The following is a 24,881-nucleotide window of genomic DNA, read 5'->3' as shown; positions in this document are numbered from 1 at the left end:
GGGCTTATTTTTCAGGAAGGAAGAGAGTGAACGTTCCCATGGTATTCACATCCGCTTATTTCTTCAATAGATTTTTGAAACAGCGGGGTCCCGAACCGGTTCACGGGAACAGATCGCGTCCCGGATTGGCCCCCGGCAAACGGCCGCTCACGATCGGCGGCGCAAAAGACTTCGAGTTCTAGGAGCCGGTTGCGCGCCTCCCCTTGAGCCATACCGGTCTCCTCACATCAAAACGACTCGCCGTGAATCGTTGCGATCAACCGCCTCTTTCCGCCCCGATTGCGGTGTTCGCACAGATAAATTCCCTGCCAGACGCCCAGGTTCAGAGCGCCCTGGGTGACCGGAATGGTCAGGCTCGAGCCCAGAAGACAATTCTTGATGTGAGCGGGCATGTCGTCGTCGCCTTCGTAGTCATGCCGATAATAAGGCGCCCGTTCCGGCACATGGACATTGAAATGGCTTTCCAGATCCGCTCTGACCGTCGGGTCCGCGTTTTCGTTGATCGTCAACGACGCGGAAGTGTGTTGAATGAAAAGATGCAACAAACCGCACCGGACCGATTTTACTTCGGGTACTGCGGCGAGGACTGCGTCCGTAACCAGATGGAAGCCTCTGCTTTTTTCGGACAATGAAAATTCTTTTTGCAACCACATAGATTCAACCTGCTGATAATTGAATGATCGGTTGGACCCGACCTTGGCCTGCTTCTGCAGAAGCGGACGGGAAGCTGCCGCCGCCTGCAACGTCTGCCGAAACGGTAACCGTGATATTAACTCATTAAACCGCTCCGACGCTCTCTTATATGAATCTTTTCAAGACGGCGAGATAAAAAAAACGGTTTAAGTTCGCTAACGCACATATTTGTCCGAAGTCGAGAGGTACAGTTTGCAAAAACGCACCTGTTCATCGTTCCGGAGAGCTCCCATGACCCAGCCGACTCAAGCCCCCTCCCCCAACAAGAACACGGCCCTTAAATGCGCCCATCCCGGTTGCCGATGTCCGGCGCGACCCGGTGAAAAATATTGCAGCGACCTGTGCGAGAACATGGTGGGGGTTGATGTCTGCCCCTGCGGGCATCCTGAATGCAAAAACCATAACGGGAGCAAGCCATGAAAGAGAACGTCAGCGATTTTTTAGTGCGCCGTCTGTCGGAATGGGGCGTCAAACGCATTTTCGGCTATCCCGGAGACGGGATCAACGGTGTTTTCGGAGCCCTGCACCGGGCCTCGGACAACATGGATTTCATCCAGGTGCGGCACGAGGAAATGGCCGCCTTCATGGCCTGCGCGCACGCCAAATTCACCGGCGAGGTCGGCGTCTGCGTGGCCACCTCAGGGCCCGGCGCGATTCATCTGCTGAACGGATTGTATGACGCCAAACTCGATCATCAACCGGTGGTCGCTATCGTCGGCCAGCAGAAACGAATGGCCCTGGGCGGAAACTTCCAGCAGGAAGTCGATCTTGTCACGCTGTTCAAGGACGTGGCGCATGAATACGTTCATATGGTGACCACGCCCGCACAAGCCCGGCACGTCATCGATCGGGCCATGCGCATTGCCCAGGCCGAGCGCAACGTCTGCTGCATCATCCTCCCCAACGACGTTCAGGAAATGGATGCCGAAAAGCCTCCCCGCGAACACGGCAGCATCCATTCGGGACTCGGCTACGTGGCGCCGCGCACGGTGCCCCATGCCGAGGAATTGCAGCGAGCCGCCGATATTCTGAATGCCGGGGAAAAAGTCGCGATGCTGGTCGGCGCCGGAGCGCTGCATGCTTCGGCCGAAATCCTTGAAGTCGCCGATCTGCTCGGCGCCGGCATCGCCAAGGCTTTGCTGGGCAAGGCGGCGGTTCCGGACGATCTGCCTTACGTGACCGGCTCCATCGGCCTCTTGGGCACGCGGCCCAGCTACGACATGATGACCGATTGCGATACCTTGCTGATGGTCGGATCGAGCTTCCCTTATTCCGAGTTTCTGCCCGAGGAAGGCCAGGCTCGGGGCGTGCAGATCGACATCAACGGTCGTCTGATCGGCATCCGCTATCCGATGGAAGTGAATCTGGTCGGCGACAGCGTCGAAACGCTCCGCTTGCTGATGCCTCTGCTGAGCAAGAAAGAAGGCCGAAGCTGGCGCCGCCGCATCGAAAAAAACGTCGAGGAATGGTGGGAAACGATGGAAGAGCGGGCCATGGAGCCGGCCCATCCGATCAATCCGCAGCGCGTCTTTTGGGAGCTTTCTCCGAGATTGCCCGACAATTGCATCCTGACCTGCGATTCCGGTTCGGCGGCCAACTGGTATGCGCGCGACTTGAAAATACGCCAGGGCATGATGGCCTCGCTCTCCGGAGGACTCGCCACCATGGGGCCGGGCGTGCCTTATGCCATTGCGGCCAAATTCGCCCATCCGGAACGCGTGGTGATTGCCTTGATCGGCGACGGCGCCATGCAGATGAACGGCATGAACGAGCTGATCACGATCGGCAAATACTGGCAGCGCTGGCGCGATCCGCGCCTGATCGTCATGGTGCTGAACAACCGGGACCTGAACCAGGTGACCTGGGAACAGCGCGCGATGGAAGGCGATCCCAAATTCAATGCGTCCCAGGACGTGCCGGATTTTCCTTATGCGCGCATGGCGGAATTGATCGGCCTGTTGGGCATCAGGGTGGATCAGCCGGAACAGATCACCGACGCCTGGGAGCGCGCTCTCGGCGCCGACCGGCCGGTAGTTCTGGAAGCCTATGCCGACCCCGACGTGCCGCCGCTGCCGCCGCACATCACCTTCAAACAGGCCAAAGCCTATGCCTCGGCCGTTTTGAAAGGCGATCCGGATTCGGTCGACATGATCAAGGCGTCCATCAATCAAATCTTTCCTTAGGACTGTCCAGGGCCATGGCGACCGAGACTCGACTGTTGGTTCCTCCTTTATTCGGCGGCCCGCCGATCACCCGCCTGAACGTCTCTGCCTTTCGTATCCCGACCGATTCTCCGGAATCCGACGGCACTTTCGCATGGACTTCGACGACGCTGGTGCTGGTCGAAGTCCATTCCGATAATAAGACCGGCATCGGCTTCAGTTACGCCGATACCGCCACGGCGAGGCTCATCCATGACGTCCTGGCCGGCGTGGTCATAGGATGCGATGCCTTTTCCGTCGGCTATTGCTGGAACGCGATGGTCGGTGCGATACGCAACCTGGGCCGGCCGGGCATCTGTTCGATGGCGATTGCCGCCGTCGATAACGCGCTGTGGGATTTGAAGGCACAGATTCTCGAACGCCCTCTGGCATCCCTGCTGGGACAGGTTCGCGCCTCGGTTCCGGCGTACGGCAGCGGCGGCTTTACGTCTTATCCGATCGCGGTTTTACAGGAACAACTGGGCGGCTGGATCAGCCAGGGTTTTTCGCGGGTCAAAATGAAAATCGGCCGGGAGCCGGAAAAGGATTTGGGCCGGGTTCATGCCGCGCGCGAAGCGATCGGACCGACCAGTGAATTGTTTGTGGATGCGAACGGCGCCTATTCGCGCAAACAGGCGCTGGCGATGGCCGAGGCTTTTGCCGAAGCGGGAGTGTCCTGGTTTGAAGAACCGGTTTCGAGCGACGATCTGAAAGGCCTGCGCCTGATACGCGACAGAGCTCCGGCGGGCATCGACATCAGTGCCGGCGAATACGGCTACGACAGCGGTTATTTCCGCCGCATGCTGGAAGCCGGAGCCGTCGACGTGCTGCAGGCCGACGCCACCCGCTGCGCGGGCATTACCGGCTTTCTTCAAGCCGCCACCCTGTGCCAGGCCTTTCAGGTGCCGCTGTCCAGTCACTGCGCACCGTCGATCCACGTTCATCCTTGCTGTGCGGCTAGCCCGGTGCGCCATCTGGAATATTTTTACGATCATGCACGCATCGAACCCATGTTGTTCGAAGGCACGTTGACTCCGGTTAACGGCGAGCTGACGCCCGACCTTTCCCGTCCGGGGTTGGGCCTGACGTTCAAGCGCAAGGATGCGTCGCGCTACGAGGTTTGAACCCGAACCGATCTTTTTCAGAATCCTGATTCGCAGGAGTTATCGATGACCATTGCCACGCTTGACGCAATCACTCTTGCCGCCGAACTCAGCCGGGAAATCCGGGGTGAAGTGCGATTCGACAACGGCAGCCGCGCTCTTTATGCCACCGATGCCTCGAACTACCGCCAAGTTCCCATCGGCGTGGTGATTCCCAAATCGATCGACGACGTCGTTGCTACCGTTGCCGCCTGCCGCCGACACGGAGCGCCGGTCGTCTCGCGCGGCGGCGGCACCAGTCTGGCGGGACAATGCTGCAATGTGGCCGTGGTCATCGATATGTCCAAATATCTCAACCGCATTCTTGAGCTCGATCCCGAAGGGAAAACGGCCCGGGTCGAGCCGGGCTGCGTGCTGGACGATTTGCGGGACGCGGCTGAAAAATTTCATCTCACTTTCGCTCCCGACCCCTCGACCCACACCCATAACACGCTCGGCGGCATGATCGGCAACAACTCCTGCGGCGTGCATTCGCTGATGGGTGGCAAGACCGTCGACAACGTCATCGAGCTGGACGTCCTGCTCTACGACGGCAGCCGCATGAAGGTCGGACGAACCGACGGAGAGGAATTTGCTCGCATCGTCGCCGAAGGCGGACGGCGCGGCGAGATTTATAGCCGCCTGAAAGCGCTGGCCGATGCCCAGGCCGAAAGGATTCGGGCGCGCTACCCGAAAATCCCGCGCCGCGTCTCCGGCTATAACCTGGACGAGCTGTTGCCGGAAAACGGCTTTCATGTCGCGCGCGCCCTGGTCGGCTCGGAAGCGACCTGCGTGGTCGTCCTGGAAGCCACCTTGCGGCTGGTCGACAGCCCGCCGTCGCGGTCCCTGCTGGTGCTCGGCTATCCGGACGTATTCAGTGCGGGCGATCACGTGCCCGATGTCCTCCGGCATAAACCCGTCGGTCTCGAAGGTCTCGACGATCTTTTGGTCGAGGACATGAAAGCCATCCACTTGCATCCTCGGAACGTTCAGTTGCTGCCGGACGGCGGCGGCTGGCTGCTGGCCGAATTCGGCGGCAACAGTAAAAGCGAAGCCGACGCCAAGGCCAGGGACTGCATGAAAGCGCTCAAGCAGTCGAGTAACCCGCCGACGATGAAGTTATTCGACAATCCGGCGGAAGAGAAAATGATCTGGACCGTGCGAGAATCAGGGCTGGGCGCGACCGCGCACGTGCCGGGTAAGGAAATCACCTGGGAAGGCTGGGAGGACGCAGCCGTGCCCCCCGACAAAGTGGGCGACTATCTGCGCGATTTTCGCAAACTGCTCGATAAGTTCGGTTATGCCTGCGATTTGTACGGCCATTTCGGCGAAGGCTGCATCCATACCCGCATCGATTTCGATCTCGTAACGGAAGATGGAATCAAAACCTTCCATGCCTTTTTGAACGAAGCGGCCGATCTCGTGGTGCGTTATGGCGGCTCGCTTTCGGGAGAGCATGGCGACGGCCAGTCGAAAGCGGAATTTCTTCCGAAAATGTTCGGCGACGAATTGGTCGCGGCGTTTCGCGAATTCAAATCGATCTGGGATCCGGACGGGAAAATGAATCCGGGCAAGATCGTCGATGCCTATCTGCCGACGCAGAACCTCAGGCTGGGAGCCGACTATAAGCCGGTTCATCACCCGACGCATTTTCAGTATCCGAAAGACAACGGCGAATTCGACCGGGTTGTCCTGCGCTGCGTCGGCATCGGCAATTGCCGTCAGCATCATTCCCACACCATGTGCCCCAGTTACCGGGTAACTCGCGAAGAAAAGCATTCGACCCGTGGCCGGGCGAGGCTGTTGTTCGAAACCCTGCGCGGCGAAGTCATTACCGACCTGTGGCAAAGCGAAGCGATGAAGGAAGCACTCGATCTGTGCCTGGCCTGCAAAGGCTGCAAGGGCGATTGCCCGGTGCACGTGGACATGGCGACCTACAAGTCCGAATTTCTGGCGCATTATTACCGGGCCAGGCGACGCCCGCGCGAGGCTTACGTGTTCGGCTGGATCGACCGCTGGTGCGTTCTGGCGTCTCATGCGCCGGGGCTGGTTAACTGGCTGGCTGAAGCTCCGGGGTTCAGCAGCGTCATGAAAAGCGTGGCCGGCATGCATCCGGAGCGCCGTTTTCCGCACTTTGCGCCGCAAACCTTCCGCCGCTGGTTCCAGGAACGCAACCCGGTCGATTCGGACAAGCCTTCCGTCATTCTCTGGCCGGACACGTTCAACAACCATTTCCATCCGGAAACGGCCAAAGCCGCCGTCGCGCTATTGGAAGCCGCAGGCTTTCAGGTGCGCCTTCCCAAGCGGCCGCTTTGCTGCGGACGTCCTTTGTACGACTTCGGCCTGCTCGACCAGGCCAAGCAGCAACTGCGCCGAATTCTGATCGACCTCGGCGAGGACATCGATCGGGGCATTCCCGTGGTCGGTCTGGAACCCGCCTGCATCACGGTCTTCCGAGACGAATTGGCCAATCTCTTTCCCGAGGATGAAACCGCGCAGAAACTGGTCCGGCAAAGCTATTTTTTCAGCGAGTTCCTGACAACGAAAGCACCGGAATTCGACTATCCGAAGCTTGCCCGGAAAGCTCTGCTACACGGCCATTGCCATCAAAAAGCAACCGTTGCCATGGAGCATGACCAGACGGTTCTACGCAAGCTCGGACTGGACTGGCATCCTCTCGACTCGGGCTGCTGCGGCATGGCGGGCTCGTTCGGTTTCGAAAAAGAAAAATTCGAGGTGTCGCGCCAGATAGGCGAGCTGGTGTTGTTGCCGGCGGTGCGAGCCGCCTCTTCCGACACCCTGATTGTGGCCGACGGTTTCAGTTGCCGCGAGCAGATAGCGCAACTGACCGGCCGCCGCGGCCTGCATATCGCCGAAGTCCTGTTCCTGGCGCTGCAGGACCGGGCAAGTGCAGAGTTGGCCGATCCGCAGCCGAATCAAAAGAAAGTTTTGCCATGACCGGGAGATTTTTCCATGAATTTCAACAATCCGAAAAAGAACCGCTCCGCTCCGGTCGCTGAAAATCGGGTGGTAGTGATCACCGGCGCCGGAGCCGGCATCGGCCGGGCAACGGTTCGTGAATTCGCCAGAACCGGCGCCCGCATCGGGCTGATCGAACGGGATCCGGAGCGTCTCGAACAAACTGCCGACGAAGTCCGCCGGCTGGGCGGCGAAGCGCTGATTTGCCGGGCGGACGTCGCCGATGCGGACCAGGTGGAAGCGGCGGCGGCGAACGTGGCCGCCGAATTCGGGCGGATCGACGTCTGGATCAATAACGCCATGGCGACCATTTATTCGCCTTTTCAGAAGATATCGTCGGAAGACTACAAAAGGGCTACCGAAGTAACCCATCTGGGCACGGTCTACGGCACGATGGCGGCGCTCCGGCGCATGACACTGCAAAATAGCGGAATCATCCTTCAGGTCGGATCGGCTCTGGCATACCGGGCCATTCCACTGCAATCCCCCTATTGCGGCGCCAAGTTCGCAATCCGCGGCTTTACCGATGCCCTGCGCAGCGAGCTGCTGCACGACCGCAGCAACATCAGGATCACGATGATTCATCTTCCGGCGCACAATACGCCTCAGTTCGATTGGGGCAAAAACCAGATGCCGATGCGGCCTCAGCCGGTGCCGCCCATTTTTAAGCCGGAAATGGCGGCCAAGGCTATTTTCTGGGCCAGCCGCCACCCACGGCGCGAAGTTTATTTGGGCTGGCCGACCATTAAAACCATTTGGGCAAACAAGTTCATCCCCGGCTTGATCGACCGCTATCTGGTCCGTGCAGGTTATGCAGGCCAGCAAAGCCCTCAACCGTCCGATCCCGATGCCGCCGACAATTTATGGCAGCCCGTTCCGGGCAACTTTGCCGCGCACGGCCGGTTCGACAAACTGGCCAAGCCCGGCACTGTACAGCTTTGGGCCAGCCTTTACCGGGGCCCCCTTGCTCTAGGCTTGCTGACTGCCGGTCTTTTGGGTTACCGGCTGTGGCGCCGCAAACAGCAAAGGGACCGGATCGGGTATGCGATGTTACCAGGACAAACGGAAGCCAATGGCCCGGCTCCAAAACGCTTCAACAATTCGGAGGCAAGTGATTATGAATATCGGGCATAAACGTTGGGTCATCGCCGACGGTTACATTCCGCCGGCCAGTACCGGTACTCGCCGTGAACTGGTCAGCCACGATGCGCTATGTATTCTGAACTGCGGTCTCCAGGAGGCCCAGGTGCAGATCATGGTTTTCTTTTCGGACCGGGAGCCCGCCGGACCCTACCGCTTTACGGTCGAAGCGGCGCGCACCCGGCATTTGCGCTTTAACGAGTTTGACGATCCCGAACCGATCCCTCACAATACCGATTACGCCAGCGTGATCGAATCGGACGTACCGATCATCGTCCAGCATACCCGTCTCGATTCGCGCCAGCCGGAGCTCGCCCTGATGAGCACAATCGCTTACCCTGCTTGATAACGAAACTCCCTGCATGGATGAACCCATCGATAAAATCACCGTGTATTACGACGGCGCCTGCCCGAAATGCGTTCGCGACCGGCAACTGTATGAGAAACTTTCAGGTAAAGCGAGCGACGAGGTTTGCTGGTTCGATATTACCGGACGGGAAAATCAACTGGAGGCGCTCGGGATCGACCCGAAAAAAGCCTTGTCGGAATTGCACGTCAAAGATAAAACAGGACGGGTCGTGTCCGAAATGAACGCCTATATTTTATTGATGAATCAGGTTCCGCTTTTGAAACCCATGGCCTGGTTCATCGGTCTGCCGGGAATTCGCCCGCTTCTGGCCCGGTGTTATCATCGCCAGGTAAACCGCCGGCTGAAAAGAAGAGGCCTGATTGATTAGATGGCGAATCGGGCGCTCACCCTTCCCTCTGCCAGTTTTTTTTCGTTCCCTTAACAAAAACGAGCGCCTTAAAAGATGACGAGGCTTTGCCGGTCATGCCGGATTTCGGATGCGCCCATAGGCCTGAAACCCACCGATAAAAGGCGCTCGCTATAGCCCTCTTGTCCTATCGTCCACCGTTACAATACGACAAATTACAGTATAATGACCAATTCGCATCCATTTATTTATTATTGATTAACGATTTAACCAGGGTTCACATGAAGCAATATAAAATCGCAGTATTGGCCGGCGACGGCATCGGTCCCGAAATCACCGAAGAAGCCATCAAAATTCTTAAAGTGGTCGAAGAACGCAACGCCGTCTCTTTCGAACTGTTGCCCGCTCTGTTCGGTGCCTGCGCCTATTTCGCCACCGGCGACGCTTTCCCGCAAGCGACCATCGATATCTGCGATCAAGCCGACGCGATTCTAAAAGGGCCTATCGGACTCAGCCATGAAGAATCGAAAAAAATTCCGGTCGACAAACAGCCCGAACGCGGGGCCTTGCTGCCGCTGCGCCGCCGTTACAACACCTACGCCAATTTTCGTCCCGTTTCGCTGCCCAAGGCTTTGGCGCATTTTTCTCCGTTAAAAGCCGAAATCATTGGGGAAGGCATCGATTTGATCATGGTGCGCGAATTGGTCGGCGGCCTTTACTTCGGCAACAAGGAAATGGGCGTTAATGAACAGGGGCTTCGTTACGTGCGAGAAACCCTGGAATACGACGAACTGCAAATCCGCCGGATCATGCATCAGGCATTCAAGCTGGCGATGAAACGCCGCAAGTTGTTGCACAACATTCACAAGAGCAACGTGCTGAAGTCGAGCGTGCTCTGGAACGAGGTCATGGAAGAAGTCGCCAGGGAATATCCCGAAGTCCAGGTCGTCAATTATCTGGTCGATGCGGCCGCCACCGCACTCTGCCTGAAACCGACCCAGTTCGACGTCATGGTCATGGAAAACATGTTCGGCGACATTCTCAGCGATCAGGGCGGAGGCATCCTCGGCTCGCTGGGCTTGATGCCGTCGGCCTGCCTCGGCGACGATAAGGCGTACTACGAACCTTCGCACGGATCGGCGCCCGACATCGCCGGCAAGAACATTGCCAACCCCTACTCGATGATCGGTTCCGTCGCCATGATGCTGGAAATGAGCTTCGGCATGGCAGAAGAAGCAAAAAACGTCTGGGCAGCGATGCAGGGCGTGTTCGGCGACGGCTATTCGACAGCCGATTTATCGAAGCCGGGCAGCGGCGTCAAGATGATCAGCACCCGAGAATTCGGCGACAAGGTGGCTGCGAAGCTCAGAGCAATGCCGAAGGTTTAAGGTATTTTTGATTCAGCGCAGCCGATCAAGCAGTGATCGAACCTGTTCTCAGGCAGAATCGGGACAAAAAATGCCTTCGTTCCGTTTCTGCCGCTTCGGACACAATCCGATTGAAAGGTAAGATGTCCACCCTGCCGGTCTTTCGAGCAGTCAAAAGGCGCCGCTAACAAATTCGATGGCTTCAGCGTTTCCTTAAGCCGAAGAACGGAGCCCAAGAAAAAGCCTGTTTGCCAAGACAACCGAATCAGCACTGCCATTTTACGAAACTCTGCAATTCGGCCATCCCGTTTCAGCAAGCCCCATCCGCCCTTAAGGCGGAAGGAGCCGTGCATTGATCCAAAAATCAAGCCGCAAAATTCGCTTCGGCAAACTTCCAGTTGACCAACGCCCAGAAAGCTTCCACGTAAGCAGGACGGGCATTGCGGTAATCGATGTAATAGGCATGTTCCCAGACATCGCAGGTCAGCAGCGGAATTTGGCCGGAAGTCAGAGGACAGCCGGCATTGCTGGTGCTGACCAGTGCCAGACTGCCGTCCACGTTTTTCACGAGCCACGCCCAACCCGAACCGAAAGTGGAGACGGCGCATTTGGTGAATTCTTCCTTGAATTTGGCAAATGAGCCGAAAGACGAGTTGATTGCGTCCGCTAACGCACCCGAAGGTTCTCCTCCGCCGTTTGGAGAAAGACTATTCCAGTAAAAAGTATGATTCCAAACCTGGGCGGCGTTATTGAAAATGGCTCCTGAAGATTTAACGATAATTTCTTCCAGAGACAACTTTTCAAATTCGGTTCCCGAAACAAGGTTGTTTAAATTCGTAACATAAGCTTGATGGTGTTTGCCGTAATGATATTCCAGTGTTTCCCCGGAAATGTGAGGAGCCAGACTGTTTTTAGCAAAGGGTAAAGCCGGTAGTTCGAAAGCCATTTATTAATCACCTTTTTAGTTGTTGATAACAAAAAATTAAAAAATCGATTTATCGGGCAGTATTATAAACCTCAATACCAAGTATTTTTGTCGGTTATACTTTAACATTTACCACTCTATAAATAAAGCGGAGACTCTTATATTGACACGTCCGCAACCGCTTAAGTTCTTTATCTTGTTGATATAAAGATTAAACAAATAATCCCTTATCTTTCCTTCTCAACTTTTCAACTTTAGTTATGGCACTTGAAATCGAGCATAAATTCTTACTCGCCAACGATGACTGGCGGAATCACATTCAACGCTCCGTCAGATACCGCCAAGGCTATTTAAGCTCTCTCCCGACGAGTTCGATCCGGATTCGAGTGAGCGACAATCACGCCTGGCTCAATATAAAAAGCGCCACCATCGGCACTCAACGGCACGAATACGAATATGAGATTCCGCTCCCGGACGCCGATGAACTTCTAACTATGCTGTGTAAAAAACCATTGATCGAAAAAATCCGGCATTTTGTCGAAGACAACAATAAAATTTGGGAAATCGATGAATTTGAAGGCGAGAACAAGGGACTGATTATTGCCGAAATCGAACTGAGCGAGACAGGGGAAACTTTCACAAAGCCGGCCTGGCTAGGAGCAGAAGTCACTGATGATTTGCGTTATTACAACAACAATCTTGCGCTACATCCTTATTCCGAATGGAAGTGAAAACTAATTATTTCATACACCTATTGAATTAAAAAAAAATTTGTTCTATAGTGATTGTATGAGATTCACTACATTTGTTGCATTTTTGATACTTTCTGCTCAGTGTGTTGCTGATAGCCTCATGTCATCGCTTCAGCGCATTGAGTCGGAATGGGCTTCCATTTACTATCAAACTCCTAAAGCAAAACAAGGGGAGGCTTATCAGCACCTGCTCGATAAAACGATCAGCCTGTCGGAGCAATTTCCCAATAAACCGGAACCCTTGTTCTGGCAGGCCGTCATCAAAGCAACTTATGCCGATCATCAAGCCGCTTTGGCGGCATTGGATGCCATCAAGGAAGCGCGCGATTTATTGCTGAAAGTCATTCAGATGAATCCCAAAACCCTGGACGGCTCGGCTTATGTCACTCTTGGCACGCTTTATTACATGGTGCCTAAATGGCCGGTCTCATTCGGAGATGACGAAAAAGCAGAAAAAATGCTGCAAACAGCCTTAAAGATCAATCCGGACGGAATTGACACCAATTATTATTTCGGAGATTTTCTCCTAACCACCGGGCGCCCTTCGGAGGCCATTCATTATCTGGCGAAAGCCGTTAAAGCCCCTGCGCGAAAGGAACAGCTTTTTGCGGACAATCAACTGAAAGCAGAAGCTCAGAACGCGCTTAACAAAACCATGGCACAACTGAAAAATAAAGAAGATCCCGTATTCTTATCCTCCTTTAATTCGGCCGGCATAAACTAATTACTCCCTTATTCGCGTCCAAGGCGAGCCTGAATACCTTCTCCCGTCCCCTTCTACTGCAAAGAACGTAAGGCTCAAAATTTTTTTATTTCATTGCCTTATCGATCTGACCGCCATGAGCAAACTCAATGATCTTCTTATAGCGGTTACGGGAAATTAGAAAAGGCCTGGGAGAAAATAACGGATAACCTGACGTTTTTGTTAACATAGCCTCAGGGGGGTTTATAAACTGAAACTCGGTTTTAAACCATCTTTATAAACTAATTCGCTATTTTATCGATATCGGGTTTCTGATAAGATAGCAGCTAAAAAATTATATTTTGTTACAACATCACTGGAAATTACTATGACTTTTGTAGTCACCGAAAACTGTATTAAATGTAAATTTACCGATTGCGTCGATGTGTGCCCTGTCGATTGTTTTCATGAAGGACCCAATTTTTTGGTTATCGATCCTGACGAATGCATCGATTGCACCTTATGCGAACCGGAGTGTCCAGCCAATGCGATTTTTTCAGAAGATGAAGTGCCGGAAGACCAGTTGGAATTCATTAAACTGAATGCACAACTGGCGAAACAATGGCCCAGCATTACAGAAGTTAAACCGGCCATGCCGGATGCCGACGAGTGGAATGGCAAGGAAAATAAAAAAGAATTACTGGAAAAATAAGCTCTATTTTTCCTGAAGCATAAAAAAAGCCGGAAAAGTCCGGCTTTTTCTATGCCCGATACTGCACTTTATTCAGGACGGTCTACCAATTCGACATACGCCATAGGGGCATCGTCGCCGGTTCTAAAACCGCACTTCATAATACGAAGATAACCGCCTTGTCTGTCTTTATAGCGAGGCCCCAATTCGTTAAACAGCTTGCTTACCACTTCACGGTCACGCAACCGGGCGAAGGCCAAACGTCTTTTTGCCACACTATCTTCTTTCGACAAGGTAATTAAAGGCTCGGCAAAACTTCTTAATTCCTTTGCTTTGGGCAAAGTCGTTTTAATAAGCTCGTGCTTGAATAACGAGCTGGCCATATTACTGAACAAAGCCTTTCTATGGCTGCTATTTATATTGAATTTTCTACCCGATTTACGATGTCTCATTGTAGCAAGGACCTAATATGATTAATTTACGGCGTGATTATGATCTGCAAGGCTTTCAGGCGGCCAGTTTTCCAGGCGCATACCTAGCGACAAACCTTTTAATGCAAGTATGTCTTTTATTTCAGTAAGAGATTTTTTACCGAGATTAGGAGTCTTTAACAATTCAACTTCCGTTCTCTGGATCAAATCACCGATATAAAATATATTTTCGGCTTTCAAGCAATTGGCCGACCGCACCGTTAATTCAAGATCATCGACAGGGCGGAGCAATACCGGATCGAACGGCTGCTCTTCAACAACCGCTTCTTCAGTCACTTGTTCGTGAACCTTTTCGAAATCGACAAATACGGACAATTGATCATGCAATATCGTTGCCGCCAGCTTTATGGTTTCTTCGGGGTCGACCGTACCGTTCGTTTCGAGCTCGATGATCAATTTATCCAAATCGGTACGTTGCTCAACGCGGGTGCTTTCGACCGAATAGGCCACCTTAACGATGGGGCTGTACGATGCATCCAGATGCAGAGCTCCTACGGCGTGGTTATAATCCGAATTCGACTTTCTTGCCGACACCGGTTCATATCCTCGCCCACGACGCACCCGGATCTTCATGCTCAATACACCGGCCTGAGTTAAATTAGCGATGATCAGGTCCGGGTTCTTGATTTCCACATCGTGCGGCAACGTAATATCGGCCGCGGTCACGGGACCTGCACCATTCTTGGTTAACGTCAGCACCACTTCATCCTTGGAGTGCAACACGACGGCCAACTGTTTGAGGTTCAGCAGGATGTCGATAACATCTTCCTGAACCCCCTCAATGGTGGTGAATTCATGAAGAACCCCGTCAATTTCGACATCGGTCACCGCACAACCAGGAATGGTGGATAACAGAACCCGACGCAAGGCATTGCCTATGGAATGACCGAAGCCTCTTTCAAGAGGCTCGATAACAATTCTGGAATGGGTAGGGGATTTGCTTACAACCTCAACCAACCGAGGCTTTAATAAGCCAGCAATTGTATTCTGCATTTAAATTCCTCAGAACTGCAATTATTTGGAGTAAAGCTCAACAACCAACTGCTCATTGATGTCGCTACCTAAATCAGCGCGATCAGGCAAGGAAGAGAATGTACCGGACATGGTTTTCGAGTTTACTTCAACCCAGGAAGGAAATCCGTATTGTTCGGTAACAGCCAAAGCATCCAAAATTCTTTGCTGTTTTTTTGCCTTGTCGCGGATTGACAAGGTATCGCCTGGCGCTAATTGATAAGACGGCACATTGATCGCAGCGCCGTTAACCAGTACCGCCTTATGAGTAACCAATTGCCTTGCTTCCGCTCTGGTTGAAGCAAAGCCCATCCGGTAAACCACATTATCGAGGCGAGATTCGAGCAGATTCAGAAGATTTTCGCCGGTGGCGCCTTTCTTCATGTCGGCAATCTTATAATAATTTCTGAATTGCTTTTCCAGAATTCCATAAATTCTACGCAAACGCTGCTTTGCTCTGAGCTGCATCGCATAGTCGGAGTTTCTGGTACGCTTGGTGCCATGTTGTCCCGGTCTTTGATCAAGCTTGCACTTGTTTTCTAAAGATTTACCCCGGCTTTTTAAAAATAAATCGGTTCCCTCTCTGCGGCTTAATTTACAGGTAGGTCCTAGATATCTTGCCATAATTACTACTCCAGATTCCTATACGCGGCGTTTCTTGGGAGGACGGCATCCGTTATGCGGAATGGGCGTCACGTCAATGATATTGTTAATTTTGAACCCCAGATTGTTCAATGAACGCACTGCCGACTCACGACCCGGACCCGGGCCTTTGATCATAACGTCCAGGTTTTTCATGCCGTATTCCTGCGCAACGACTCCCGCTTTTTCAGCCGCCACCTGCGCGGCAAAAGGCGTACTCTTTCTCGAGCCACGGAACCCCGAACCGCCCGAGGTCGCCCAGGACAAGGTATTTCCTTTTCTATCTGTAATGGTAATTATTGTATTGTTAAATGAGGCATGTACATGGACGACGCCATCAGCCACTTCTTTCTTGATACGTTTTCTGGAACGATTTGGACTAGCCATTTCATCAACCTCTTAAGGAGAATATCTTATTTTTTGATCGGTTTACGAGGACCTTTGCGTGTGCGGGCATTGGTTCGCGTTCTCTGCCCTCTTAACGGCAACCCCCGGCGATGTCTTATGCCGCGATAGCAACCGAGGTCCATCAAACGCTTAATATTCATTGAAACTTCACGGCGAAGATCACCTTCCACGGTCATCTTCGAAACTATATTACGAATAGTTTCCAACTGTTCTTCAGTAAGTTCTTTAATTTTCACTGAAGGTGTTATTCCGGCTTCAACGCAAATATTATTTGCTGTCTGACGCCCAATCCCATAAATAGCTGTTAAGGCAATAACGGCATGCTTATGATCTGGTATATTTATCCCGGCAATACGCGCCATCTAGATATTCCCCTGAGTTGTATATACTGTAGTTAAGCGCCGAATTATAGCACTGCGATAATTTCGGCACAACAAATTTTTAACCTTGTCTTTGTTTATGAGTACCGTCTTCACAGATGACTCTAACAATCCCGTTTCTTTTTACGATTTTGCAATTTCTGCATATTTTTTTAACCGAAGCACGAACTTTCATAACCGACTCCACAATTGTTCAATAATTATTTCTTTAAATTAGCCTTTTTCATTAATCCTTCGTATTGATGCGACATCACGTGAGTTTGCATTTGTGAAATGAAATCCATGACCACCACAACAATGATTAACAAGGAGGTTCCACCAAAATAAAAAGGAACATTCCAGTAAACGATCAGAAATTCAGGCAACAAACACACCAGCGTAATATAGAACGCACCGATCAACGTTAACCGGGTCATTACTTTATCTATATAAGCACTGGTCTGGATACCGGGACGAATCCCGGGCAGAAAAGCACCGGATTTTTTTAAGTTTTCTGCAGTTTCTTTGGAATTGAAAACCAAAGCGGTATAGAAAAAACAAAAGAAAATGATCGCTGTTGCGTACAACATCACATAAACCGGCTGACCGGGCGACAGCATGGTAGCCACGTCCCGCAGCCAATACAGACCTTCGGTATTACCGAACCAGCCAGCGACCGTTGCAGGAAACAATATGATGCTCGACGCAAAAATGGGCGGAATGACTCCCGCCATATTGAGTTTCAAAGGCAGAAAACTGTTTTGTCCAGCATACATTTTACGTCCTTGTTGTCTTTTAGGATAATTGATGATTATCCTTCTTTGTCCTCTCTCCACGAAAACCACCAGAGCGGTTACCGATATGGAAATCAGAAACAGCAGAATGATGAAACCGCCGTTCATTTCCCCGGTTCTCGCCAGTTCCAGCGTGCCTCCGATGGCTCTTGGCAAGCCCGACACGATACCGGAAAAGATGATAAGGGAGATTCCGTTACCGATACCGCGTTCGGTCACCTGCTCGCCTAACCACATCAGGAAAACCGTGCCGGTAACCAAAGTAATGGCGGTAATTGCAATGAATCCGATACCCGGATGCAAGACTACCGGCATCCCTCCGGCGCTCTGGTTCTGCAGAGCCAACGAAATGCCGACGGCTTGAAACGAAGCCAGCACGACGGTGCCGTATCGGGTATATTGCGATATCTTGCGCCTGCCGGATTCGCCTTCCTTTTTTATCTGCTCCATGGCCGGAATGACCACGGTCATCAATTGCATGATAATTGACGCCGAAATATAAGGCATGATCCCAAGAGCAAATAAACTCAACCGCATCAAGGCGCCGCCCGAAAACATGTTGAACATATCCAAGATTGAACCGCTCTGTTGTTCGAACATAGCAGCCAGGGCCTTAGGATCGATACCCGGAACCGGAATATGAGCTCCGACCCGGTAGACGAACAACGCCCCCAGCACGAAAAGCAATCTCGATTTTAATTCAGACAAGCCCGCAGGTTTGTTTGCTATTTGGTTGGGTGATGCGCTCACTTAGACCTCGACTTTGCCGCCAACGGACTCGATGGATTGTTTAGCGCCACCGGTTACCTTGATGCCTTTAACGGTAATCGCTTTGTTAAGCTCGCCGGATTTGATGACTTTCACTGTTTTTGTAAAAGCAGGAACTACGTTATGTTCAATCAAAGCCTTCAAGTCGATCACATCAACAGACAATGAGTTAAGTTCGCTCAGTCTGACTTCGGCACTGTACATGCTTTTCCGGGATTTGAAACCGATTTTAGGCAATCGCCGTTGCAAAGGCATCTGACCGCCTTCAAATCCGACTTTATGGAACCCGCCCGCTCTTGCCTTTTGACCTTTATGGCCTCTTCCGCAAGTTTTTCCAAGGGTGCAACCTATTCCGCGACCAACTCGCTTCGCTTTCTTGCGCGATCCTTCACTCGCCTGAATGGTATTTAAAAACATTACTTTTCCTCAACTTTTAGCATGTATGATATTTTATTGATCATACCTCTGTTTTCCGGGGTATTGAGTACTTCAACGGTCTGATTGATTTTTTTCAATCCCAACCCGTGCAAGCAGGCCTGGTGGCTCGGCAACCTGCCAAACTTGCTCTTAATCATCGTTACGCTCAATTTATTGCTCGACATATTAACTACCCGAGGATCTTTTCTACCGACAAACCGCGTTTTGCGGCTATCTGATTGGCATTATGCATGCGAGTCAAACCATTGATCGTGGCTCGAACCACATTGATCGGATTGCTGGTGCCGATGCACTTCGCCAACACGTTGTGAACGCCAACCACTTCGAATACCGCTCTCATCGCGCCACCGGCAATAATGCCGGTACCTTCGGAGGCAGGCTGCATGTATACTTTTGCTGCGCCCGTGGAATCCATAATGGGATACTGCAAGGTATCGCCCTTCAGTGAAACCTTGCGCATGTTTTTCCGGGCTTGCTCCAGTGATTTCTGGATGGCGATCGGAACTTCCCGAGCCTTGCTCACCCCGTAGCCGACGCGTCCTTCGCCGTCTCCCACCACGGTCAACGCCGTGAAGCCGAATACTCTACCGCCTTTTACAACTTTTGCAACGCGCCGTACTGATACTAATTTTTCTTGCAGACCGTCAGTGCTGCCTTGAGCAGGTGCTGTAGCCATATTATTCCCCTAAAATTTCAAACCGGCTTCACGAGCGGCATCGGCTAATGCTTTCACGCGGCCATGATACTTAAATCCGGAACGGTCAAAAGCCACTTCGGTAATACCGGCGGCCAATGCCCGTTGCGCTATTATTTTTCCAACTTCGGCAGCCGCTTCCATGTTGCTGGTACTTTTCAAGGAAGCCTTGATATCCGCCTGGGTAGTGGATGCACTAGCCAAAGTACTTCTTCCGTCGTCGCTGATTACTTGCGCATAAATATGTTGGCCGGATTTATGAATCGACAGCCTGGTTGCGCCTATCTTTTTAATTTTACTGCGCAATTTTATTGCGCGTTTTAAACGAGCCTGTTTCTTATCCATCACGCCACCTTACTTCTTCTTAGCTTCTTTTCTTGCCACATGTTCATCGGCATAACGAACGCCCTTGCCTTTATAAGGCTCCGGTGGACGATAGGATCTGATTTTGGCCGCAATCTCTCCCACCAACTGTTTGTCACTGCCTTTGACCACTATTTCGGTTTGGCTTGGCGTTTCAACAGTAATGCCGGCCGGCACTTCGAAATCGATCGGATGAGAAAATCCGAGCGCAAGATTCAGATTTTTATCCTTGGCCTGAGCACGGTAACCGACGCCTACCAACGACAATTTTTTTTCGTATCCGGCCGAAACCCCGGTCACCATGTTGTTGACGATGGCTCTTGCAGTCCCTGCTTGCGAAGTTGCATTTTTATCGTCCTTGTTCCATTGCATCTGGATCGTATTATTTGCAACTTCCATGCGGATTGCCGAATTGAAATTGAAAGATAGCTGACCTTTACTTCCTTTTACGGTCATCGTATTGCCATCGAGCTTGACGTCGACGCCACTTGGAATGGCAACTGGGGCTTTAGCAATTCTTGACATAACACACCTATGTTAACAAACCGTGCAAATAACTTCGCCGCCGTGCCCGATCGCGCGCGCGGACCTATCAGTCATTACACCGTTAGATGTTGATACAATAGCAATCCCTAAGCCGCCAAGCACTTTTGGCAATTCGTCTTTAGATTTATAAATACGTAAACCGGGTCTACTAATTCTTTTTATGCTTTCGATGACGGGCGCGCCCTTGTAATATTTCAATTCGATCGTCATCTCGGTATGGTTACCGATCGTTTCTGTGCTGAAATCGGTAATGTATCCCTCTTCTTTCAAAACTCTGGCTATAGATACCTTAAGCTTTGAAGAGGGTTGTTTTATAAACTTTTTCCTAGCAGCCTGACCATTCCGAATTCGGGTCAGCATGTCTGCTATCGGGTCTGTCATACTCATTTTAATATCTCCAAACTTGATCCACGGACCTTACCAGCTCGCCTTGACCACGCCGGGAACATCGCCGCGCATGGTCGCTTCTCTCAGCTTATTGCGGCTAAGCCCGAACTTGCGGTAGAAACCATGCGGGCGGCCGGTCAAGCTGCAACGATTCCGGATTCGGGCCCCGCTGGAATCTCTCGGTAATTTTTGGAGTTGTATCTGAGCCGATTCCTTATCTTCGAATGTCGATTTCGGACTTCTGATAATTTCTTTCAGAGCTTTCCGTTTCGCTTCATATTTCTGTACTAATTTTTTACGCTTGACTTCACGCGCAACCATTGACTTTTTTGCCATAACAAAACGCTCTTTAATTCTTAAATGGAAAATTGAACAATCTCAACAACGCCAAGCCTTCCTCATTGGTTTGAGCGGTTGTCGTAATCGTAATATCCATGCCACGCAAAGCGTCAATCTTGTCATAATCAATTTCAGGAAAAATGATTTGCTCTTTGACACCCATAGAATAATTGCCCCGACCGTCGAAGCTTTTGGAGTTCAATCCCCTGAAGTCCCGGATCCGGGGAATGGCGATATTGATCAGTCGATCGAGAAATTCGTACATTCTGTCGCTGCGCAGAGTCACCTTGCAACCGATCGGCATGTCGTCGCGTATTTTAAATCCTGCGATGGACTTTCTCGCCAGCGTGACGATCGGTTTCTGACCCGAGATTTTTTCCATGTCGGAAAGCGCGGATTGCAGAATTTTTTTATCGGCAACAGCACCGCCCACGCCCATGTTCAGCGTGATTTTAGTGATTTTCGGAGCCTGCATGACCGATTTATAGCCAAATTGCTTAACCAGTGCGGGCAGTATTTTTTCTTTGTATTCAGTTTCCAGTCTAGCCATGATCTTATACCTTAAACATCAACAACTTCTTTTGTTGATTTGAAATATCTGACTTTCTTGCCGTCTTCCAGAAACTTGAAGCCAACGCGGTCCGCCTTTTTAGTTGCAGGATTATACAATCCGATATTGGAAATATTGATAGGCATGTCTTTGGTGATGATACCGCCGGACACGCCTTTATTAGGATTCGGTTTCTGATTCTTTTTGACCTGATTGATGCCTTCAACCACAACCATGCCGTCTTTCAATACCTTGGTGACTCGACCGCTTTTACCTTTGTCTTTACCGGTGCGGACAATGACGTCATCGCCTTTTCTAATCTTTTGCATGTTCGTCACCTAACCTTACAGAACTTCTGGAGCCAGCGAGATGATTTTCATGAATTTCTCACCTCTCAACTCACGGGTTACCGGGCCAAAGATACGGGTACCGAGCGGCTGCAGATTGTTGTTCAGTATCACTGCCGCATTGCCGTCGAAACGAATGACGGAACCGTCCGGACGGCGAACGCCTTTGCTGGTTCTGACAACCAGGGCGTTGTACACTTCGCCTTTTTTTACGCGTCCGCGAGGTATTGCATCCTTGATGCTGACTTTAATGATGTCGCCGATGTTCGCATAGCGTCTGTGCGAACCACCTAATACTTTGATACACATGACCTTTTTTGCGCCACTATTATCGGCGACGTCAAGGCTAGTTTGCATCTGAATCATGATTGTTTCCTAATTTTTAGATAGAGCTCAATTTATTTGCCGGCACTTTCCAAAACTTCAACAAGTTTGAAAGTTTTGTTTTTGGACAACGGCCGGCAAGAGGTAATGGCCACAATGTCGCCTTCCTGGCAGATATTGTTTTCATCATGTGCCATCAGCTTGGTGGAGCGTTTAACGTATTTTCCATACACCGGGTGCTTGACCACGCGCTCGACCAGAACAGTAATGGTCTTATCCATCTTGTTGCTGACTACTTTTCCGTTGATTGTCCGGATTTTGCTTACATTCTCAGTCATCGTTAGCCGCCCGTCTTTTCATTCATAACGGTTAAAATTCTCGCGATGTCGCGTCTCACCCTTTTAATTTCAGCAGGCTTAGCCAACTGTCCGGTACTTTTTTGCATTCTCAAATTAAAGCGTTCCCGGGATAACTCGAGCAACAGCCTCCCCAGGTCGTCTTTACTTTTTTGGCGTAATTCACTTGCTTTCATTACATTATGGTCCGCGCAGTAAACATTGTTTTCAAAGGTAATTTTGCCGCTGCTAAAGTAAACGCTTCGCGCGCCAATTCTTCACTGACACCCTGAATTTCATACAACATGGCACCCGGCCTTACTTGAGCAACCCAGTATTCTACACTACCTTTGCCTTTTCCCATACGAACTTCTAAAGGTTTTTTCGTAATCGGCTTGTCCGGAAAGATTCGGATCCATATTTTTCCGCCCCGCTTAACGTGACGAGTAATGGTTCTACGCGCCGACTCTATTTGGCGCGCCGTCAATCTGCCACGGGAAACGGCTTTCAAGCCGTATTCTCCGAAACTGACGGAGGATCCACGCACGGCGATACCGTTGTTTCTGCCTTTGTGCTGCTTACGGAATTTGGTTCTTTTTGGTTGAAGCATTGTCTTATCCCTTCAACTATTTTTTGGTTTCAGAATTTATCGATGCAACATGCGCATCCATATCGAATACTTCACCCTTGAATATCCACACCTTGATGCCGATAATTCCATAGGTGGTTTTTGCTTCAGCCGTGGCGTAATCGATATCGGCTCTTAACGTGTGCAGAGGAACGCGGCCTTCTCTGTACCACTCGCTGCGGGCAATTTCGGCGCCATTCAAACGACCGCCGACGTTGATTTTGATGCCTTCCGCCCCTAATCGCATGGTATTGGTCACGGCCCGCTTCATGGCTCTGCGGTACATGATCCGCTTTTCCAATTGCTGTGCAACGCCTTCCGCCACCAACTGAGCATCCAGTTCGGGCTTTCTGATCTCTTCGACGTTAAGCTGAACTGGAATGCCCATCATTTTGGACACTTCCTGCTTCAGAACATCGATGTCCTCGCCTTTTTTACCGATAACGATGCCCGGTCTTGCCGTATGAATCGTGATATGAGCGTTATTGGCAGGACGATTGATCTGGATACGGCTCACCGATGCATGAGCCAGTTTTTTCTTGATATAGTCCCGGACGGTCAAATCCTGATGCAAAAAAACGGAATAATCCTGATTGCTTGCATACCATCTTGAATTCCAATCTTTAACTATGCCCAGGCGAACGCCTACCGGATGTACTTTTTGACCCATTTTCTGCCTCTATTCGTATTCTGCGACTTTAACTGTGATATGGCAGGTTCTCTTCAGGATGTGATTCGCACGCCCCTTCGCCCTTGCCTTAAATCTTTTCATGGTCGCCCCTTCATTGACATAAACGGTGGACACCCTTAATTCATCAATATCGGCACTCTCATTGTGTTCCGCATTCGCAATGGCGGATTCCAGAACCTTTTTAAAAATAGCGGCCGCCTTTTTAGAGCTGAATTTCAGCAAATTCAGCGCTTTATCAACCGGCATGCCACGTATCTGATCACCAACCAATCGGGCCTTTTGCGCCGATAGTGGGGCATTATTTAACCTTGCAGTAACTTCCATCTTTCGACCTATTTAGATTTTTTATCAGCCACATGGCCTTTGTATGTTCGCGTGGGAGCGAACTCTCCCAACTTATGCCCAATCATGTTTTCGGAGATGAGAACAGGAATGTGCAAACGCCCATTGTGGATTGCAATTGTTAAACCCAACATATCGGGAATAATCATCGATCTTCTTGACCAGGTTTTAATCGGTTTCCGATTATTGCTTTTAACAGCATCCTCTACTTTCTTCAGCAGATGATGATCAATAAAAGGACCTTTTTTAATTGAACGTGGCACGCTAATTCCTCTCTATTTTTGCTTACGGCGTCTGACAATCATGTTGTCGGTACGCTTATTCTTTCTGGTTTTATAGCCCTTGGTCGGCATACCCCATGGAGATACGGGATGCCTTCCACCCGATGTACGGCCTTCACCGCCACCATGTGGGTGGTCTACCGGATTCATAACGACACCACGAACTGTCGGGCGAACGCCTCTCCAGCGGGTGGCGCCGGCTTTTCCGAGTGAAGCCAGATTATGCTCTGCATTCGATACCTCGCCGATCACCGCCAGGCAATCGGCCATGACTTTGCGCATTTCTCCCGACCGCAAGCGGATGGTTGCATGCGCTCCTTCCCTGGCGACCAATTGCACGGAAGTACCGGCACTTCTAGCCAATTGCGCACCCTTGCCGGGCTTTAATTCGACACAGTGAACCGTGGTGCCCATGGGAATATTCCGCAACGGCATGCAATTCCCCGGTTTGACCGGCACTGTCTCGGATGAAATGATTTCCTGACCGACTTCCATGCCTTTCGGAGCGATAATGTATCTACGCTCTCCGTCTTTGTACAGGATCAACGCGATATGAGCCGTTCTGTTCGGGTCGTACTCCAGACGCTCCACCACGGCCGGAATGTCGGTTTTATTTCTTTTAAAGTCGATGATGCGGTAGTGCTGCTTGTGACCGCCGCCCACGTGCCGCGTAGTGATCCGCCCTTGATTATTCCGGCCGCCGCTTTTCGCGTTTTTGCTCAACAAAGGAGCATAAGGCTTGCCTTTGTACAAATCATCGTTTTTGATTCGGACGACAAACCTAGATCCCGGAGATGTCGGTTTTGATTTTACAATCGCCATGATTACCGTTTCCTATCGTATTTATACTTTAAA

General features: G+C 51.2%; 36 protein-coding genes. 10 read left to right on the top strand and 26 right to left on the bottom strand.

Going from position 1 to position 24,881, the window contains the following annotated elements; genetic code table 11:
• Positions 1-227: 227 nt before the first annotated feature.
• Positions 228-653 (bottom strand): secondary thiamine-phosphate synthase enzyme YjbQ, encoded by a 426-nt coding sequence (locus A3OW_RS0120750; RefSeq protein ID WP_026223783.1) that lies wholly within the window; start codon positions 651-653, stop codon positions 228-230.
• Between the two features lie 456 nt (positions 654-1,109).
• Here A3OW_RS0120750 and A3OW_RS0120740 point away from each other — a divergent pair, with 456 nt between their 5' ends.
• The 7 genes from A3OW_RS0120740 to leuB all read left to right on the top strand — a co-directional run bounded on the left by A3OW_RS0120740 (position 1,110) and on the right by leuB (position 10,259).
• A complete protein-coding gene (locus tag A3OW_RS0120740) occupies positions 1,110-2,876 on the top strand; it encodes a thiamine pyrophosphate-requiring protein (RefSeq protein WP_020565375.1) in 1,767 nt (588 codons plus the stop codon).
• A 14-nt stretch (positions 2,877-2,890) separates the two neighbouring features.
• Positions 2,891-4,018: an enolase C-terminal domain-like protein gene (locus A3OW_RS0120735; protein WP_020565374.1), complete on the top strand. Its 1,128-nt coding sequence runs from the start codon at positions 2,891-2,893 to the stop codon at positions 4,016-4,018.
• Between the two features lie 45 nt (positions 4,019-4,063).
• Entirely contained in the window at positions 4,064-6,994 is a 2,931-nt protein-coding gene (locus A3OW_RS0120730) for an FAD-binding and (Fe-S)-binding domain-containing protein (protein WP_020565373.1), read from the top strand.
• 15 nt (positions 6,995-7,009) lie between these two features.
• Positions 7,010-8,149 carry an SDR family oxidoreductase gene (locus tag A3OW_RS25575; RefSeq protein WP_020565372.1) on the top strand — a complete coding sequence of 380 codons (1,140 nt, stop codon included), beginning with the start codon at positions 7,010-7,012 and terminating at the stop codon, positions 8,147-8,149.
• On the top strand, positions 8,133-8,501 hold the full coding sequence (locus A3OW_RS0120720; protein WP_020565371.1) for a sensory rhodopsin transducer: 369 nt from the start codon (positions 8,133-8,135) through the stop codon (positions 8,499-8,501). Before A3OW_RS25575 ends, A3OW_RS0120720 begins: the two co-directional genes overlap by 17 nt.
• Positions 8,502-8,517: 16 nt before the next feature.
• A complete protein-coding gene (locus A3OW_RS0120715) occupies positions 8,518-8,892 on the top strand; it encodes a thiol-disulfide oxidoreductase DCC family protein (RefSeq protein ID WP_020565370.1) in 375 nt (124 codons plus the stop codon).
• A 260-nt stretch (positions 8,893-9,152) separates the two neighbouring features.
• A complete protein-coding gene (gene leuB / locus A3OW_RS0120710) occupies positions 9,153-10,259 on the top strand; it encodes a 3-isopropylmalate dehydrogenase (protein WP_020565369.1) in 1,107 nt (368 codons plus the stop codon).
• 343 nt (positions 10,260-10,602) lie between these two features.
• Here the strand turns inward: leuB and sodB are convergent, their stop codons facing one another.
• The gene (gene sodB, locus A3OW_RS0120700) at positions 10,603-11,184 is read right to left on the bottom strand and encodes a superoxide dismutase [Fe] (RefSeq protein ID WP_020565367.1); all 582 of its coding nucleotides are present in this window, start codon (positions 11,182-11,184) and stop codon (positions 10,603-10,605) included.
• 239 nt (positions 11,185-11,423) lie between these two features.
• Between sodB and A3OW_RS0120695 the strand changes: the two genes are divergently transcribed.
• The 3 genes from A3OW_RS0120695 to fdxA all read left to right on the top strand — a co-directional run bounded on the left by A3OW_RS0120695 (position 11,424) and on the right by fdxA (position 13,309).
• The gene (locus A3OW_RS0120695; RefSeq protein WP_026223781.1) at positions 11,424-11,894 is read left to right on the top strand and encodes a CYTH domain-containing protein; all 471 of its coding nucleotides are present in this window, start codon (positions 11,424-11,426) and stop codon (positions 11,892-11,894) included.
• A 58-nt stretch (positions 11,895-11,952) separates the two neighbouring features.
• Complete coding sequence (locus A3OW_RS25570) at positions 11,953-12,639, top strand: tetratricopeptide repeat protein (protein WP_051091836.1); 687 nt, start codon at positions 11,953-11,955, stop codon at positions 12,637-12,639.
• A 346-nt stretch (positions 12,640-12,985) separates the two neighbouring features.
• Positions 12,986-13,309 carry a ferredoxin FdxA gene (fdxA, locus tag A3OW_RS0120685; protein ID WP_020565364.1) on the top strand — a complete coding sequence of 108 codons (324 nt, stop codon included), beginning with the start codon at positions 12,986-12,988 and terminating at the stop codon, positions 13,307-13,309.
• Between the two features lie 68 nt (positions 13,310-13,377).
• Here the strand turns inward: fdxA and rplQ are convergent, their stop codons facing one another.
• The 24 genes from rplQ to rplB all read right to left on the bottom strand — a co-directional run bounded on the left by rplQ (position 13,378) and on the right by rplB (position 24,848).
• Positions 13,378-13,740 (bottom strand): 50S ribosomal protein L17, encoded by a 363-nt coding sequence (rplQ, locus tag A3OW_RS0120680; protein WP_026223779.1) that lies wholly within the window; start codon positions 13,738-13,740, stop codon positions 13,378-13,380.
• 21 nt (positions 13,741-13,761) lie between these two features.
• On the bottom strand, positions 13,762-14,772 hold the full coding sequence (locus A3OW_RS0120675) for a DNA-directed RNA polymerase subunit alpha (RefSeq protein ID WP_026223778.1): 1,011 nt from the start codon (positions 14,770-14,772) through the stop codon (positions 13,762-13,764).
• 21 nt (positions 14,773-14,793) lie between these two features.
• Positions 14,794-15,414, bottom strand: coding sequence for a 30S ribosomal protein S4 (gene rpsD, locus A3OW_RS0120670; protein WP_020565361.1), 621 nt, complete (start codon positions 15,412-15,414; stop codon positions 14,794-14,796).
• 18 nt (positions 15,415-15,432) lie between these two features.
• Positions 15,433-15,819: a 30S ribosomal protein S11 gene (rpsK, locus tag A3OW_RS0120665; RefSeq protein ID WP_020565360.1), complete on the bottom strand. Its 387-nt coding sequence runs from the start codon at positions 15,817-15,819 to the stop codon at positions 15,433-15,435.
• Between the two features lie 26 nt (positions 15,820-15,845).
• Positions 15,846-16,202 carry a 30S ribosomal protein S13 gene (gene rpsM, locus A3OW_RS0120660; protein ID WP_020565359.1) on the bottom strand — a complete coding sequence of 119 codons (357 nt, stop codon included), beginning with the start codon at positions 16,200-16,202 and terminating at the stop codon, positions 15,846-15,848.
• A 79-nt stretch (positions 16,203-16,281) separates the two neighbouring features.
• The gene (rpmJ, locus tag A3OW_RS27390) at positions 16,282-16,395 is read right to left on the bottom strand and encodes a 50S ribosomal protein L36 (protein WP_083918258.1); all 114 of its coding nucleotides are present in this window, start codon (positions 16,393-16,395) and stop codon (positions 16,282-16,284) included.
• A gap of 25 nt (positions 16,396-16,420) precedes the next feature.
• The gene (secY, locus tag A3OW_RS0120655; RefSeq protein WP_026223777.1) at positions 16,421-17,722 is read right to left on the bottom strand and encodes a preprotein translocase subunit SecY; all 1,302 of its coding nucleotides are present in this window, start codon (positions 17,720-17,722) and stop codon (positions 16,421-16,423) included.
• Between the two features lie 21 nt (positions 17,723-17,743).
• Positions 17,744-18,178: a 50S ribosomal protein L15 gene (rplO, locus tag A3OW_RS0120650; RefSeq protein WP_020565357.1), complete on the bottom strand. Its 435-nt coding sequence runs from the start codon at positions 18,176-18,178 to the stop codon at positions 17,744-17,746.
• Positions 18,178-18,363, bottom strand: coding sequence for a 50S ribosomal protein L30 (gene rpmD, locus A3OW_RS0120645; RefSeq protein ID WP_020565356.1), 186 nt, complete (start codon positions 18,361-18,363; stop codon positions 18,178-18,180). The genes rplO and rpmD overlap by 1 nt, the downstream gene beginning before the upstream one ends.
• A gap of 5 nt (positions 18,364-18,368) precedes the next feature.
• Complete coding sequence (gene rpsE, locus A3OW_RS0120640; RefSeq protein ID WP_020565355.1) at positions 18,369-18,875, bottom strand: 30S ribosomal protein S5; 507 nt, start codon at positions 18,873-18,875, stop codon at positions 18,369-18,371.
• Positions 18,876-18,884: 9 nt separating this feature from the next.
• Positions 18,885-19,238, bottom strand: a complete 354-nt coding sequence (rplR, locus tag A3OW_RS0120635; protein WP_020565354.1) for a 50S ribosomal protein L18 — start codon at positions 19,236-19,238, stop codon at positions 18,885-18,887.
• A gap of 9 nt (positions 19,239-19,247) precedes the next feature.
• Entirely contained in the window at positions 19,248-19,781 is a 534-nt protein-coding gene (rplF, locus tag A3OW_RS0120630; RefSeq protein ID WP_026223776.1) for a 50S ribosomal protein L6, read from the bottom strand.
• Between the two features lie 12 nt (positions 19,782-19,793).
• Complete coding sequence (rpsH, locus tag A3OW_RS0120625; protein ID WP_020565352.1) at positions 19,794-20,189, bottom strand: 30S ribosomal protein S8; 396 nt, start codon at positions 20,187-20,189, stop codon at positions 19,794-19,796.
• Between the two features lie 30 nt (positions 20,190-20,219).
• The gene (gene rpsN, locus A3OW_RS0120620) at positions 20,220-20,525 is read right to left on the bottom strand and encodes a 30S ribosomal protein S14 (protein ID WP_026223775.1); all 306 of its coding nucleotides are present in this window, start codon (positions 20,523-20,525) and stop codon (positions 20,220-20,222) included.
• 13 nt (positions 20,526-20,538) lie between these two features.
• Complete coding sequence (gene rplE, locus A3OW_RS0120615; RefSeq protein WP_020565350.1) at positions 20,539-21,078, bottom strand: 50S ribosomal protein L5; 540 nt, start codon at positions 21,076-21,078, stop codon at positions 20,539-20,541.
• 11 nt (positions 21,079-21,089) lie between these two features.
• Complete coding sequence (gene rplX, locus A3OW_RS0120610) at positions 21,090-21,407, bottom strand: 50S ribosomal protein L24 (protein ID WP_020565349.1); 318 nt, start codon at positions 21,405-21,407, stop codon at positions 21,090-21,092.
• A 15-nt stretch (positions 21,408-21,422) separates the two neighbouring features.
• A complete protein-coding gene (gene rplN, locus A3OW_RS0120605) occupies positions 21,423-21,791 on the bottom strand; it encodes a 50S ribosomal protein L14 (RefSeq protein WP_020565348.1) in 369 nt (122 codons plus the stop codon).
• 32 nt (positions 21,792-21,823) lie between these two features.
• Positions 21,824-22,087 carry a 30S ribosomal protein S17 gene (rpsQ, locus tag A3OW_RS0120600; RefSeq protein WP_020565347.1) on the bottom strand — a complete coding sequence of 88 codons (264 nt, stop codon included), beginning with the start codon at positions 22,085-22,087 and terminating at the stop codon, positions 21,824-21,826.
• A gap of 2 nt (positions 22,088-22,089) precedes the next feature.
• Positions 22,090-22,281: a 50S ribosomal protein L29 gene (gene rpmC / locus A3OW_RS0120595; protein ID WP_020565346.1), complete on the bottom strand. Its 192-nt coding sequence runs from the start codon at positions 22,279-22,281 to the stop codon at positions 22,090-22,092.
• Positions 22,281-22,694 (bottom strand): 50S ribosomal protein L16, encoded by a 414-nt coding sequence (gene rplP, locus A3OW_RS0120590; RefSeq protein WP_020565345.1) that lies wholly within the window; start codon positions 22,692-22,694, stop codon positions 22,281-22,283. Before rplP ends, rpmC begins: the two co-directional genes overlap by 1 nt.
• A 16-nt stretch (positions 22,695-22,710) precedes the next feature.
• Positions 22,711-23,382 (bottom strand): 30S ribosomal protein S3, encoded by a 672-nt coding sequence (rpsC, locus tag A3OW_RS0120585; RefSeq protein WP_020565344.1) that lies wholly within the window; start codon positions 23,380-23,382, stop codon positions 22,711-22,713.
• A 9-nt stretch (positions 23,383-23,391) separates the two neighbouring features.
• A complete protein-coding gene (rplV, locus tag A3OW_RS0120580; RefSeq protein ID WP_020565343.1) occupies positions 23,392-23,727 on the bottom strand; it encodes a 50S ribosomal protein L22 in 336 nt (111 codons plus the stop codon).
• Between the two features lie 8 nt (positions 23,728-23,735).
• Positions 23,736-24,008: a 30S ribosomal protein S19 gene (gene rpsS / locus A3OW_RS0120575; RefSeq protein WP_026223774.1), complete on the bottom strand. Its 273-nt coding sequence runs from the start codon at positions 24,006-24,008 to the stop codon at positions 23,736-23,738.
• A gap of 12 nt (positions 24,009-24,020) precedes the next feature.
• Positions 24,021-24,848 carry a 50S ribosomal protein L2 gene (gene rplB / locus A3OW_RS0120570; RefSeq protein WP_026223773.1) on the bottom strand — a complete coding sequence of 276 codons (828 nt, stop codon included), beginning with the start codon at positions 24,846-24,848 and terminating at the stop codon, positions 24,021-24,023.
• Positions 24,849-24,881 lie beyond the last annotated feature (33 nt).

The sequence above is a fragment of the Methylosarcina fibrata AML-C10 genome (assembly GCF_000372865.1).
In the GTDB taxonomy this organism is placed as follows: Bacteria; Pseudomonadota; Gammaproteobacteria; order Methylococcales; family Methylomonadaceae; genus Methylosarcina; species Methylosarcina fibrata.
The sequence above is the reverse complement of the archived record's forward strand: the minus strand, read 5'-3'. Positions and strand labels throughout refer to the sequence as shown.

Excerpts from the sequence above, each read along its gene's own strand:
- A3OW_RS0120750 (WP_026223783.1), bottom strand. The coding sequence starts at position 653 with ATGTGGTTGCAAAAAGAATTTTCATTGTCCGAAAAAAGCAGAGGCTTC.
- A3OW_RS0120740 (WP_020565375.1), top strand. The coding sequence starts at position 1,110 with ATGAAAGAGAACGTCAGCGATTTTTTAGTGCGCCGTCTGTCGGAATGG.
- A3OW_RS0120735 (WP_020565374.1), top strand. The coding sequence starts at position 2,891 with ATGGCGACCGAGACTCGACTGTTGGTTCCTCCTTTATTCGGCGGCCCG.
- A3OW_RS0120730 (WP_020565373.1), top strand. The coding sequence starts at position 4,064 with ATGACCATTGCCACGCTTGACGCAATCACTCTTGCCGCCGAACTCAGC.
- A3OW_RS25575 (WP_020565372.1), top strand. The coding sequence starts at position 7,010 with ATGAATTTCAACAATCCGAAAAAGAACCGCTCCGCTCCGGTCGCTGAA.
- A3OW_RS0120720 (WP_020565371.1), top strand. The coding sequence starts at position 8,133 with ATGAATATCGGGCATAAACGTTGGGTCATCGCCGACGGTTACATTCCG.
- A3OW_RS0120715 (WP_020565370.1), top strand. The coding sequence starts at position 8,518 with ATGGATGAACCCATCGATAAAATCACCGTGTATTACGACGGCGCCTGC.
- leuB (WP_020565369.1), top strand. The coding sequence starts at position 9,153 with ATGAAGCAATATAAAATCGCAGTATTGGCCGGCGACGGCATCGGTCCC.
- sodB (WP_020565367.1), bottom strand. The coding sequence starts at position 11,184 with ATGGCTTTCGAACTACCGGCTTTACCCTTTGCTAAAAACAGTCTGGCT.
- A3OW_RS0120695 (WP_026223781.1), top strand. The coding sequence starts at position 11,424 with ATGGCACTTGAAATCGAGCATAAATTCTTACTCGCCAACGATGACTGG.
- A3OW_RS25570 (WP_051091836.1), top strand. The coding sequence starts at position 11,953 with ATGAGATTCACTACATTTGTTGCATTTTTGATACTTTCTGCTCAGTGT.
- fdxA (WP_020565364.1), top strand. The coding sequence starts at position 12,986 with ATGACTTTTGTAGTCACCGAAAACTGTATTAAATGTAAATTTACCGAT.
- rplQ (WP_026223779.1), bottom strand. The coding sequence starts at position 13,740 with ATGAGACATCGTAAATCGGGTAGAAAATTCAATATAAATAGCAGCCAT.
- A3OW_RS0120675 (WP_026223778.1), bottom strand. The coding sequence starts at position 14,772 with ATGCAGAATACAATTGCTGGCTTATTAAAGCCTCGGTTGGTTGAGGTT.
- rpsD (WP_020565361.1), bottom strand. The coding sequence starts at position 15,414 with ATGGCAAGATATCTAGGACCTACCTGTAAATTAAGCCGCAGAGAGGGA.
- rpsK (WP_020565360.1), bottom strand. The coding sequence starts at position 15,819 with ATGGCTAGTCCAAATCGTTCCAGAAAACGTATCAAGAAAGAAGTGGCT.
- rpsM (WP_020565359.1), bottom strand. The coding sequence starts at position 16,202 with ATGGCGCGTATTGCCGGGATAAATATACCAGATCATAAGCATGCCGTT.
- rpmJ (WP_083918258.1), bottom strand. The coding sequence starts at position 16,395 with ATGAAAGTTCGTGCTTCGGTTAAAAAAATATGCAGAAATTGCAAAATC.
- rplO (WP_020565357.1), bottom strand. The coding sequence starts at position 18,178 with ATGTTTTTAAATACCATTCAGGCGAGTGAAGGATCGCGCAAGAAAGCG.
- rpmD (WP_020565356.1), bottom strand. The coding sequence starts at position 18,363 with ATGTCGAGCAATAAATTGAGCGTAACGATGATTAAGAGCAAGTTTGGC.
- rpsE (WP_020565355.1), bottom strand. The coding sequence starts at position 18,875 with ATGGCTACAGCACCTGCTCAAGGCAGCACTGACGGTCTGCAAGAAAAA.
- rplR (WP_020565354.1), bottom strand. The coding sequence starts at position 19,238 with ATGGATAAGAAACAGGCTCGTTTAAAACGCGCAATAAAATTGCGCAGT.
- rplF (WP_026223776.1), bottom strand. The coding sequence starts at position 19,781 with ATGTCAAGAATTGCTAAAGCCCCAGTTGCCATTCCAAGTGGCGTCGAC.
- rpsH (WP_020565352.1), bottom strand. The coding sequence starts at position 20,189 with ATGAGTATGACAGACCCGATAGCAGACATGCTGACCCGAATTCGGAAT.
- rpsN (WP_026223775.1), bottom strand. The coding sequence starts at position 20,525 with ATGGCAAAAAAGTCAATGGTTGCGCGTGAAGTCAAGCGTAAAAAATTA.
- rplE (WP_020565350.1), bottom strand. The coding sequence starts at position 21,078 with ATGGCTAGACTGGAAACTGAATACAAAGAAAAAATACTGCCCGCACTG.
- rplX (WP_020565349.1), bottom strand. The coding sequence starts at position 21,407 with ATGCAAAAGATTAGAAAAGGCGATGACGTCATTGTCCGCACCGGTAAA.
- rplN (WP_020565348.1), bottom strand. The coding sequence starts at position 21,791 with ATGATTCAGATGCAAACTAGCCTTGACGTCGCCGATAATAGTGGCGCA.
- rpsQ (WP_020565347.1), bottom strand. The coding sequence starts at position 22,087 with ATGACTGAGAATGTAAGCAAAATCCGGACAATCAACGGAAAAGTAGTC.
- rpmC (WP_020565346.1), bottom strand. The coding sequence starts at position 22,281 with ATGAAAGCAAGTGAATTACGCCAAAAAAGTAAAGACGACCTGGGGAGG.
- rplP (WP_020565345.1), bottom strand. The coding sequence starts at position 22,694 with ATGCTTCAACCAAAAAGAACCAAATTCCGTAAGCAGCACAAAGGCAGA.
- rpsC (WP_020565344.1), bottom strand. The coding sequence starts at position 23,382 with ATGGGTCAAAAAGTACATCCGGTAGGCGTTCGCCTGGGCATAGTTAAA.
- rplV (WP_020565343.1), bottom strand. The coding sequence starts at position 23,727 with ATGGAAGTTACTGCAAGGTTAAATAATGCCCCACTATCGGCGCAAAAG.
- rplB (WP_026223773.1), bottom strand. The coding sequence starts at position 24,848 with ATGGCGATTGTAAAATCAAAACCGACATCTCCGGGATCTAGGTTTGTC.